Origin of the sequence: Parapedobacter tibetensis, from assembly GCF_024704835.1 — a bacterium.
Lineage (GTDB): Bacteria > Bacteroidota > Bacteroidia > Sphingobacteriales > Sphingobacteriaceae > Parapedobacter > Parapedobacter tibetensis.
The window spans coordinates 148,264-160,319 of the sequence record NZ_JAMXBE010000007.1 but is presented as its reverse complement, the minus strand read 5'-3'; the positions used below and the strand labels follow the sequence as shown (position 1 = coordinate 160,319).

Below are 12,056 nucleotides of genomic sequence, written 5' to 3'. Positions count from 1 at the left end.
GCTGTTTGGTTAGACAAGCCACCTTCCAGTCTGTAAACGCTGGCTTTTTGGTCAGGAACGCTAGCGTTCCGAACGTAGACGCTAGGTGTTTTGTCAGGAACACTGGCGCTTAGACTATAAACGCTAGCTCTTTTGTTAGAAACGCCAGTGTTCCCCTTTCCCTTGTTAGCTAATTTTTTTAGTCAAAAAACATGTTCAAACCTGGTGTAAAGGATGTTTTTTTTGGGATAAGCCGCCGTTTTTCAATACAAAAAATAGGAAAATCGTGCCAAACACTTTTTTGGGGTACCCCGGATTTTGGCACGATTTTACAATTTTTCGGCCCCTACCGCCCGCATCTTTGCAGTGTTAGGTTTTTCATCGTTAATAAATTGTTCTTTAACGGTGATGAAGCTATCAGAATGGTTTTATTTATTCACTTTTTTAAATTTTTTTATCATGGCAAAACCAATTTACAGAAGCAACACCGCCGCGGGCCTGTTGCGTGATGGGGAAAACATCTTCGCGAAGATGACGGAAAATGCGGAACTATTCCCCAACCCGGATCCGGATCTGCCTGCTTTCGAAAGCAGCCTGGATGCGTACCGCGATGCGTATGCGGCCGCTACCTTCAGGGACAAAAGAGCGGTTGTTCTCAAAAGCCAGAAAGGGCAGGAGCTGCAGAAGGCCATCTACCAGCTATCCCGTTATGTGGATGCCGTTGCCGATGGCGACGAAGCCGTTATCCTGGCAGCAGGCTACCGTCCTACGCGTTCGCCCATCAATCGCATAGGGAGAACGCCACGGGCGGAAAACCTGCGTGTGGAAAACCCGGAGGTGGGTACCGGCCTTATCCGGTTGCGCATCAAGCCGTGGCGGCACGCCCGGCTGTACCAATTCGAGTACCGCGGCAAGGGCACTGCCGAATGGGCCACGGTTATCCACAACAAGTCGGTGCTGGAGGTGAGTGACCTGGAGATGCTGCAGGAATACGAATTCCGTGCATCCTACCTTGGCACGGATACATCGCCCAACTACAGCGATGTCATCACCGCCCGCGTGGTGTAAACACAGGCAGGGGGGAAGCCGGCGGCTTCTCCCCTGCTTTAATTTTCTTATTTTTATCACCCTTTATTATTATACGATCATGAATCAAGTAAAAACCATTTCCCACCCCTTGCGGACCATCTTTCTCCGGTTCGACGAATCCAAAACAGCACCCGGCTTCGAAACCGAGGCGCTGGGACACTACCATGAAATACATGACCGCCTGTACGAAATCCGGCAACGGATAAACGGGAGGAGGAAGCTTATCGCCCCGTTTGTGATGCAGGTGGAAGCGGTAGCGGATCTGCTTGAACACGCCAAACTGAAATTTGACCACCTGGAGATGATGATCCCCGAAAACCCGGAGAAAGAGACCGTGCGCACGCAGCTTAAAACATTGATGGCCGATATCGATGCGGTCCTGGATGGCTTTGTACCCGCACTGTCTGATGCGGCCACCGATTTCTTCGATTACGACGACTATAGCTATGCGCATGACCAGTGGATGATGGATACGGCCTTCCCACTATTCGATCGGATATCCGCCCAATACGAAAGCTGCTCGGTGGACCTGGTTTCCTTTGACCGCGACCTCAACGACTTCAAAACGGTGCTGGCTTTTGTGAAAAAACAGGAAGGCAGGTACCTGGATGCCATGAACGGGCTGATCGAAACGTATTCGGACCTGAATTATGAAATAGACCTGTTTTTCAGCAAAGTAGCGGATTTTGATGATAACCTTGTGCAGTACGGACGAACCTAGCTGCATCGAGCGTGTGCTGGATGATCATTGCCAATTGGTGCATCCGCCTATTGTTATAAACTTCGACGGGAAAGGCAAAACCCAACACACGATGATGACAAAAGAAGAAGGCCCGCTTACGTAGAAACGGGCTTTCTTATCACTGGCCATCGGTAGGAGTGTCTTACATCATCGTGGGATGGTGCAATTGCCTTCAACAAGCTCATCGTGCCATAAAATGGTTCCGCCAGTTTTATCGTACATTCCCGATTGCGAACGCACTGCGTTCGCAATTCAACTGGACACATTACAGAACACTGATACGCATTGACAATCAGGATAAAAGAGAGTTTTATATCATCTACAGCAGTTTTTGCTTGGGCAACGGCTTTGCACTTTTAGCTATAAATCATTCGAGATGAGTAAAGAAAGCCGGAAACAGCGAGGAGCAGAAATCATGGAAGTTGTATTTCCGTTAGCAAAAAGCCTATCCAATATTCCGGTTTCCCGTAATAAGAGGCACATGTTTATCCTTAGTTTTGGGTGATGCTATGCCAAAACTTGATGTCGCGCTAAAAACGGGACTATAAAATGCATCTCAAAAAATGAGATGATAATTGGATTTATACCTATCTTGTGGAGCAATTCATCAAACTGAACAATGAACCGAATCAAGGCTGTATTGCAGGAGAAAGGCATTGTGCAGACGTGGCTGGCCGATCAATTGGGCAAAAGCTTTAATATGGTGAACAGCTATGTGCAGAATCGGCAGCAGCCAAGGTTGGAGGTGCTGTTTGAGATTGCCCGGATATTAGGCGTTAGCGCAAAAGAACTGCTTATAGAACAAAATAATAAAAGCAAAAAATGAGCTTTCAAAAGATATTAGAAGAATACAGGAAAATTGCTTTTTCGGAGCACGATAAGGGCAATCGATTTGAGCGACTGATGCAGACTTATTTACGTACTGATTGACAAAAATAAGAGAAATTTAAGAATTAACTTTTACGATTAATAGTTTAGAATTAAAGATAGCTAATGAGTGAGAATTTACAATTAGAAAAAACCCTTTGGCAAGCCGCTGACAAACTGCGAAACAATATGGATGCGGCTGAATACAAGCACGTTGTATTAGGTTTGATATTCTTGAAATATATTTCTGATGCTTTTGATGAACTTTATGAGCAATTAGACACTACCAAACATGAAACCGGAGCCGACCCTGAGGACAAAGACGAATACACCGCAGAACGTGTATTTTATGTGCCGCCGCAGGCACGGTGGAAATGGTTGCAGGGCAGAGCCAAACTGCCAACCATAGGCAAGGACATTGACGAAGCAATGGACAGCATTGAAAGAGACAATACTTCATTGAAAGGCGTTTTGCCAAAAGATTATGCCCGACCAGCACTCGACAAGCAAAGACTTGGAGAACTCATTGACCTGATTGGCTCCATCACGTTGAGTAAAGGCGGTAACGGAAAAGGCAAAGACGTTTTGGGCTTTGTGTTTGAGTATTTCTTAGGACAGTTTGCAGATGCCGAAGGCAAAAAAGGAGGACAATTCTACACACCGCAAAGCATTGTAAAAATCTTGGTGGATATGCTCGCCCCCGAACCTGAAAAACGAGTGTATGACGGCTGTTGTGGTAGCGGTGGAATGTTTGTGCAAAGTGAACGCTTTATTGAAATGCACGAACACCGCAAAGGTAAAATTTCCATTTTCGGACAGGAAAGCAACCCTACTACTTACAAGTTAGCGAAAATGAACTTGGCGATTAGAGGTATTGACGCCAAAATTGAATTGGGCGATACCTTGATGAACGACAAATTCCCTGAATTGAAAGTGGATTATGTCATTGCCAATCCGCCTTTCAATGTTAGCGATTACAATATAAACAAAGCTGAAACCCACAAATGGAAATACGGTGTTCCACCTTCGGGAAATGCCAATTATGCATGGTTACAACATTTTGTGAGCAAACTTGCCCCATATGGAACAGCAGGAATTGTTTTGGCAAACGGTAGTATGAGTTCTGAAATTTCCACCGAAGGAGAAATCAGAAAAGGAATGATTGAAGCCGATTTGGTGGACTGCATGGTTTCTTTGCCATCGCAATTGTTTTACAACACCCAAATTCCAGCTTGCTTATGGTTTATGGCTCGCAACAAAACCGAAACAAGCAAATTCAGAAACCGCACCAACGAAATTCTATTCATTGATGCTCGTGAATTGGGCACTATGATTAGCCGAAAGCAAAAGGAATTAAACGAAACAGATATTGCCAAAATTTCCGACACTTACCACAAATGGAGAAGCAAAGAACAATTTGCCGACTATAAAGATGTAGCAGGGTTTTGTAAATCTGCCAACATTCAGGATATACGTAAGAATAACTATATCTTAACACCAGGACGTTACATTGACTTCAAAGAAGTGGCAGAAGATGGAGTAGCATTTGACGATAAAATGCAATCGCTTACTGCTTCCCTATCCGAGCAAATGCAAAAAGCAAATGAGTTGGATGATGCTATAAAACAAAACCTTGCGAAAATCGGCTATGGCTTATAAACTAAAAACATTAATCGTTTTTGACACCAACTCTTTGCGTAGCACGGAGGCGGGTGAAGTGGCATATAGCTTTTTTGCTTTTGGGCGACCTTTTCAGATGGTAGAAGAATTCATTTTGGAAAAAGATTTAAGTGAGGACATCCATATAGCTATACCAACATGGGCAATTGAGGAACTCAAAGACCAAAAGCACCGACAATACAAAACCGACATAATCGAGTTCCAGAAATTGGCAAAACGTCTTTCAGGTATGCCGCATATCCCCGAATTAGCCTTGCCAGAGGAAGAATTTGATTGTACAACTTACATTCAAGAAAAGGCACAAGAATATTTAGCAACAAAGTCAATCAAACTTTTAGAAATTAAAGAAGAACTTGCTAATACCGTTTTGCAAAGTATGATGAAACGGGTTATGAAAGACCAAAACAAAAAACAACCTTTTGCTCACACAGGAAAATACAAAGACGCAGGATTTAAAGACAATATTGTTTGGGAAAGCCTGATGCATTTTGACGGAGTGACTGATTTTGACAAAGTAATTTTCATTACCAAAGATGGAGACTATGCAAATTGCGAAGTAGAGTTCAAAGACAAATGGAATCGCCACATTGCCATTGAGAAAGATGAAAACAACGCTATTGCCGAAATCCAAAAAGATTATGAACTCTATATTAAAGAAAGAACAATTTATGATTTTACGCAAACTGACTATTTCAAAGATTACTTAGCAGATCAGCTCAAGAAAAAATCAGAAATTTTGATTGAAGGCGAGAACTTCAAAATAGAAAATTTCAAGTTGATTGATATGTGTACTGATATAAGTCGTGTTCCACCTAATGAGCATATGATAGAAAGCTTGTACGTTAATTCTCAAATAGTAGTATACTACTCTGACAATGGGGAGAAAAAGGAGCTAATAGTTTCTGCAACTACTTCATTTGCTGATGAGGAAACCAAAGAAATAATTGAAACATTTTACGATTTTGACTTGACATGAGTATTTGGAAGACATATAAGTTGATGGATTTGATTAATGTCAAGCATGGGTTTGCCTTTAAAGGAGAATTTTTCTCTGATGAGCCTACAACCGATATTCTTTTAACACCAGGTAACTTTAAAATTGGAGGTGGGTTTAAAACTGATAAACTGAAATATTATAATGGTGAAGTGCCTGAAGATTATGTTTTAAATGAAGGTGATATACTTATTACCATGACTGATTTAAGCAAAGCAGGTGACACACTTGGATATTCAGCAAAAATACCACAGCACAAAGGAATTAGGTACTTACATAATCAACGGTTAGGTTTAGTTCAGTTAAAAAATGAAGAAGTTGATTCCGACTTTTTACATTGGGTTTTAAGAACAAGACCATATCAATATTTTATCGTGAGCTCTGCCACAGGTTCTACTGTGAAACACACCTCTCCGATAAGAATTTGTGGTTACGAATTTGAAGCACCAGTAGACAAAACTGAACAACAGAGTATTGCCCAAATCCTTACTTCTCTTGACGACAAAATAGAATTGAACTTACAAATGAACCAAACTTTGGAAGCTATGGCACAAGCCATTTTCAAAGAGTGGTTTGTCAATTTCAACTTTCCGGGGTTTGATGGCCAGTTGGTGGATGGGCTGCCGAAAGGGTGGGAGGCAAAGAATATTGGAGAGCTCGGGACAGTAGTTACAGGTAGTACTCCTTCAAGTAAAAATCCTGAGTTATTTGGAGAAATAACTCCATTCATTACCCCTACCGACTTTAAAAATTATGGGAAACTAATTCTTGATGCCAATAGGTGTTTATCTGTTGAGGGAAAAGAGTCCATGACAAGCAGACTTTTACCGCCAAATTCTGTTCTCGTTACTTGTATTGGCTCTGATATGGGAAAAGTGGCGATAAATCGTGTTGAAAGTGTTTCAAATCAACAAATAAATTCCATAATTCCAAATATCAACCAAGTAACTTCTGATTACTTGTATTATGATTTAGTTTTTAAATACGATTACTTAAGAAATATTGCGACAGGTGGTTCAACCATGCCAATCATTAACAAATCGAGATTTCAGGAAATTCAGGTAATTATTCCAAGCGAAGATTTAAGAAATAATTTTCAAGAATTAATGGAGAATTTTAACTCAAGAATAGAAGAGAATGTAAAACAAATAAAATCATTAACCCAAACCCGTGACACGCTTTTACCCAAACTAATGAGCGGAAAATTGGAATTAACCAACAATTAATGGATAAATTGAAATTCTATATGACCAATCGTTTCATCCTGCTTATTACAAGCGTGGCATTGTTTGTTGGTATTCATTATTTGTTCACAAATTCTATATTGCCTGACACATCAACAAAGAACATTTGGTTTTATTCAGGGCTTTTTATGCTCTTCTTTTCAATACTTTTCATTGAGCCTTACTACTCCTCACCAAAAAATGTAATTACTAATTCGATTCCTTTATTGTTGGTTTATGTTTCTGTAAAAGAATCATTTGCTCACGAAGGTTTATGGTATGCTACTATTTCAGTTATTGGTATATTATTGATTACATCAATTGCTGCAATTGCTATCAGCTCCGATAACGAAAGCCCCGATTCCACAAGAAACAAGACATCTACTTTATTAAAAAATATTGCGGTGTTTTTTGGTCGTGGTAAAATCATTTACTCTTTCGTGTTTATCTCTGTTTTGATACTCTACAAAGCAGAAATTCTAATTGAAGTAAGTGACACTTATCTGTTTTCTATGATTATTCTTTGGGGTTTTGTCCTAATCATTAATTCACAATCACTTCACAATTCCTTCAGTCGAGAAAAGAAGAAACTACATTCAAATGCTATTGGAGAAATCTTCGGGGTACAATCCAAGAAGATATTTTTAGTCAAACTGTTTGAGGACAGAAGCAAAAACATCAAAAGATTCGATATTGTAAAGTTCAATTACTCAATGCAGGATTCTGATGAATATGCCATTGCAGGAATTGTATTTGACACATATTTACTTAATCAGGAGAAATGGGTAAAAATATTACAATTAGGAACCGCTGAAAAAGATTTAGTGTATTATAGTAAAAACATAGTCTATAAAGTAACTGAAAAGGAAGAAGTTCAAGGCTTGTCAAAAACACTAAATGTTGAAAATTTTGTTGGTGTCGTTATCGAAAAATCAACAATTGGCACTATCAAATTCGAGTATTCTAAGAAAACAGATGATATTCAAGAAGGTGATTTGTTAGAACTTATTATTGGTAATCGTAGATTGTTTTATCAGGTGATAAGCGGCTCAACGGAGTATGAAAAATTAGAGAGTAAAAATGAAACAGGATTTATTGAAGGCGAGGCAATTCAATTAGGCGAATGGCAAAAAGATTTACTTTCCTTCCAAAAGTTTGGATGGGTACCGGCCATTAATACTCCCATTTTTAAAGCCGATACGAGTAATATTCAAGTTCAAGATTATACTTACCCTGATTTCAAATTAGGCACAATACCTAACACACAGTTACCATCTGTTATCAACTTGCACGAAGCTGTAAGTCATCATTTGGCATTATTGGGGGTAACAGGTTCAGGCAAATCTTTTCTTGCCCGAGAAGTAATCAAGTCGTTAATGACAGATACTAATGTAATTTGTATTGATTTTACAGGAGAATACAAGAAAGATTTAAAACCCTTAGATCCCGCTGAATTAATAAAAGTTGACGGTTTAGATGCTCTTGAAGAAAATTTTGCTGAAAAACATAAAAAGGCATTAAATAAAAAACCAGATGAAGAACTTAAATTAAAAAAACAGATTCAAAGTAAACTTGATGTATACGTTAAAGAGTTTATTGAAGGTGAAAATAATCTTGGATTGTTTGAATTACCCGCATTATCCAATACATCCTTTATCATAGAGTTCACACAATTTTTTATAGAGAGTGTATTCAATTATGCTAAATCAAATGAGGGTAGCCGAATTTGTTTAGTCCTCGAAGAAGCTCATACCATTGTTCCTGAAACCAATTTTTTAGGAGATTTAGGGGATTACGGAAGTACCAAAGCATTGGTAAACAAAATGTCTCAAATTGCGTTACAGGGGCGAAAGTATGGAGTTGGACTAATGGTCATAGCTCAAAGAACAGCGAATGTTTCCAAAACTGTACTTACACAATGTAATTCCATTGTTTGTTTTCAGGCTTTTGATGAAACAAGTTTTACATTTTTAGGAAATTATATCGGTAAGGACTTGGTACAAACTTTACCGAATTTGAAACGGTATCACGCAATAGTTACGGGAAAAGCCATCCGCTCAAATGTACCAATGATAGTCAATTTAGCAAGAGATGAAGAATAGCATTACAGAAAACGAAATAGAAGAAATTGCCCTTTCTTATCTGCAAGGATTGGGCTATTCCTATCTGTTGGGAACAGAAATTTCCTCTGATGGCGAACACCCCGAAAGGCAATACAATGAGGTAGTGCTCACTACTCGTTTGCGTGATGCTATTGATAAACTCAACCCTACCCTTTCACAGGATGCCAAAGAAGATGCCCTAAAAAAAGTATTGCGTACCGAAAGCCCTAATCTTCTGATCAACAACGAAACCTTCCATCGCCACTTCACCAATGGTGTAGATGTGGAAATACGTACCGATAGCGGCATTCGTGGAGAGAAAATCTATATCGTTGATTTTGAAAACCCAGAAAACAACGAGTTTTTGGCTATCAACCAGTTTACAGTTATTGAAGGCAACCAAAACAAACGCCCTGATATACTTCTGTTCATAAATGGTTTGCCTTTGGTAGTAATAGAACTCAAAAATGCAGTGGACGAGAACGCCACTATAAAATCAGCTTACAACCAAATCCAAACCTACAAACAAGCCATTCCTTCGCTGTTCACCTACAACGCATTAGCAATCATAAGCGATGGTTGGGATGCCCTTTGCGGTACATTGACCAGTGGTTTTGGCAGGTTTATGAGTTGGAAAACCAAAGACGGCAAAACCGAAGCCAGCCATTTGGAAATGGGTATGCAAGTGATGTTTAACGGAATGTTGAACAAACACACGCTGTTGGATTTAATCCGTCAGTTTATTGTATTCGAGAAAAGCGACAGCAAAACACTCAAAAAAGTAGCCGCCTATCACCAATACTATGCGGTAAACAAAGCCGTAGAAAGCACCGTGATTGCCAGTTCAGAAACGGGCGACCAGAGAGGCGGTGTAATTTGGCACACACAAGGAAGCGGTAAAAGTTTGAGCATGGTTTTCTATTCGGGCAAACTCATTATCGACCCAAGAATGGAAAACCCCACTTTGGTAATCCTGACTGATAGAAACGACTTGGATGAGCAACTGCACGAAACCTTTACCAACTGTCAGCAATTATTGAGACAAGAACCCCAAAAAGCAGAAAACAGGCAAAATTTACGGGACCTGCTCAAAGTTGCTTCGGGTGGCATTGTGTTTACCACCATTCAGAAGTTTATGCCTTCGCAAACCGACATTGTGCAAACTGAAAATCCGAATATTGTAAGCGAGCCAAGTGTAGAATATATCGGTGCAGACATACAAGCACTAAGCGAACGAAAAAACATTGTAGTAATAGCAGATGAAGCCCACAGAAGTCAATACGATTTTATTGATGGCTTTGCCAAACATTTGCGTGATGCTTTGCCCAATGCCACGTTTATAGGTTTTACAGGCACGCCTATAGAAAGTACTGACCGAAACACCCAAGCCGTATTCGGCAACTATGTGGACATCTACGATATTCAGCAAGCCGTAGATGACAAAGCCACTGTTCCTATTTTTTATGAAAGCCGGTTGGCGAAAGTGCATTTTGCCGAAGATGAAAAAGTTATTATTGACGAACAGTTTGAGGAACTCACTGAAGGCGAAGAGCTAAGTAGCCGTCAGCAAATGCGGGCAAAATGGACACGCCTGGAAGCTATTGTAGGCAATCCAAACCGTATTCAGAAAATCGCAGAAGATTTGGTGTACCACTTCGAACAACGAAATGCAGTGCTGGAAGGCAAGGCAATGATAGTATGTATGAGCCGCAGAATTTGTGTGGACTTATATGACGCCGTTATCAAAATTCGCCCGTTATGGCATTCAGATGATGACGATAAAGGCACAATCAAGGTGATTATGACAGGCAGCAGCAGTGATGCCTTGAATATGCAACCGCACATTCGCAACAAACCGAGAAGAAAAGCTATTGGCGACCGATTGAAAAATCCAAACGCCTCTTTGAAATTGGTAATTGTTCGGGATATGTGGCTCACAGGTTTTGATGCACCTTGTTTGCATACGCTTTATGTGGACAAGCCAATGCGTGGACATAATTTGATGCAAGCAATTGCAAGAGTAAACCGAGTATTTACCGAAGGTAAAGAAGGTGGTTTGGTGGTGGACTATTTGGGCATTGCACAAGAACTGAAAACCGCTTTAGCCGACTACACCGCAAGTGGTGGCGAAGGCAAACCGACACTTGACCAAGAATTGGCAGTTGCCAAAATGTTGGAACTGCACGAAGCAATAGATTATCAGTTAAGGCATTTTGATTGGCGTAAATTCTATACGCTCACACCCGAAGAAAAACTGAAATATGTCCTTGTGATTGTTGATTACATTTTCAGTCAGGAAAACGGAGAGCAGAGTTTTACCGAAAACACCAAAAACCTATTGAAAGCCTTTGCTATTTCTGTTCCCCACGAACGAGCAATGGGAATCCGTGATGATGTGGCTTTATTTCAGTCCATAAAAGCTCGATTGCAAAAAATATCTGACCGAAATGAAGGTGGAAAAACGGATGATGAAATGGAAACTGCTATCAAGCAAATTATTTCAGAAGCCATCACAGCCGACAATGTGATTGACATTTTTGATGCCGCAGGACTGAAAAAGCCAAACATTGAAATCCTTGATGAACGCTTTTTGCAAGAACTGAAAGACTTGCCCCAAAAGAATTTAGCAGTTGAGTTATTGAAAAAATTGCTCAAAGACGAAATCAAGAAACGGACGAAAATCAACCTAGTCGAAAGCAAGAAATTTTCCGAAATGTTAGAAGATGCCATAAAGCGCTACCACAACGGAATGATTGACACAGTTGAATTTTTAGAGAAAGTTCTTATTCCTTTTGCCGAGCAAATGAAAGAAGCTGACAAGCGTGGTGACAAATTGGGATTGGATTATAGAGAATACGCCTTTTACACAGCTTTGGAAGTAAACAACAGCGCGGTTGCCGTTTTGGGTGATGACATTTTGAAACACATAGCTCAAGAACTTTTAAAAACCGTCCGCAACAGCACGACCATAGATTGGACCATCAAAGAGAGCGTTCAATCGGCATTAAGGCGAAACATCAGAAGGATTTTGAGACTACACGGTTATCCGCCAGACCTGCAAGAAAAAGCGGTTGACACGGTAATCATACAAGCGAAAATGTTGGCGGAAGACATAATAAAAAATGGAGACGAGAAAGAAGAATAAACCACTACTATTGGCGGGATATTTGGTTTTTTTACCATATGAAGCTATTTTGAAGCGGTGGACATATCTTTTTCTGACCAAATAACAGCGCAAGATCTTTGACGAAATGGTCAAGATGATTGTAGAGGGATCGAATTGCCGGTCTTGGAAACAAGATCAAGAAATGTAAGAGCGGCTTGAATGCTTTTTGACAAGTAGATTGCCGAGGTTTGAAGTTGCTTTTCGCCCTTATATT

The 12,056-nt window shown here is 40.2% G+C and carries 9 protein-coding genes; all 9 read left to right on the top strand.

Annotated elements, in window-relative coordinates:
• Nucleotides 1-438: 438 nt before the first annotated feature.
• Complete coding sequence (locus tag NF543_RS13510) at nt 439-1,047, top strand: hypothetical protein (protein ID WP_257668670.1); 609 nt, start codon at nt 439-441, stop codon at nt 1,045-1,047.
• Nucleotides 1,048-1,126: 79 nt separating this feature from the next.
• Nucleotides 1,127-1,789 carry a hypothetical protein gene (locus NF543_RS13505; RefSeq protein WP_257668669.1) on the top strand — a complete coding sequence of 221 codons (663 nt, stop codon included), beginning with the start codon at nt 1,127-1,129 and terminating at the stop codon, nt 1,787-1,789.
• Between the two features lie 158 nt (nt 1,790-1,947).
• The gene (locus NF543_RS13500; protein WP_308378826.1) at nt 1,948-2,190 is read left to right on the top strand and encodes a DUF1016 N-terminal domain-containing protein; all 243 of its coding nucleotides are present in this window, start codon (nt 1,948-1,950) and stop codon (nt 2,188-2,190) included.
• Nucleotides 2,191-2,429: 239 nt separating this feature from the next.
• The gene (locus tag NF543_RS13495; RefSeq protein ID WP_257668668.1) at nt 2,430-2,636 is read left to right on the top strand and encodes a helix-turn-helix domain-containing protein; all 207 of its coding nucleotides are present in this window, start codon (nt 2,430-2,432) and stop codon (nt 2,634-2,636) included.
• Nucleotides 2,637-2,803: 167 nt separating this feature from the next.
• Nucleotides 2,804-4,336, top strand: a complete 1,533-nt coding sequence (locus NF543_RS13490; RefSeq protein ID WP_257668667.1) for a type I restriction-modification system subunit M — start codon at nt 2,804-2,806, stop codon at nt 4,334-4,336.
• On the top strand, nt 4,326-5,333 hold the full coding sequence (locus NF543_RS13485; protein ID WP_257668666.1) for a PIN domain-containing protein: 1,008 nt from the start codon (nt 4,326-4,328) through the stop codon (nt 5,331-5,333). The genes NF543_RS13490 and NF543_RS13485 overlap by 11 nt, the downstream gene beginning before the upstream one ends.
• Nucleotides 5,330-6,577 (top strand): restriction endonuclease subunit S, encoded by a 1,248-nt coding sequence (locus tag NF543_RS13480; RefSeq protein WP_257668665.1) that lies wholly within the window; start codon nt 5,330-5,332, stop codon nt 6,575-6,577. The genes NF543_RS13485 and NF543_RS13480 overlap by 4 nt, the downstream gene beginning before the upstream one ends.
• Nucleotides 6,577-8,676, top strand: coding sequence for an ATP-binding protein (locus tag NF543_RS13475; protein WP_257668664.1), 2,100 nt, complete (start codon nt 6,577-6,579; stop codon nt 8,674-8,676). Before NF543_RS13480 ends, NF543_RS13475 begins: the two co-directional genes overlap by 1 nt.
• Nucleotides 8,666-11,821: a type I restriction endonuclease subunit R gene (locus NF543_RS13470; protein WP_257668663.1), complete on the top strand. Its 3,156-nt coding sequence runs from the start codon at nt 8,666-8,668 to the stop codon at nt 11,819-11,821. The genes NF543_RS13475 and NF543_RS13470 overlap by 11 nt, the downstream gene beginning before the upstream one ends.
• Nucleotides 11,822-12,056 lie beyond the last annotated feature (235 nt).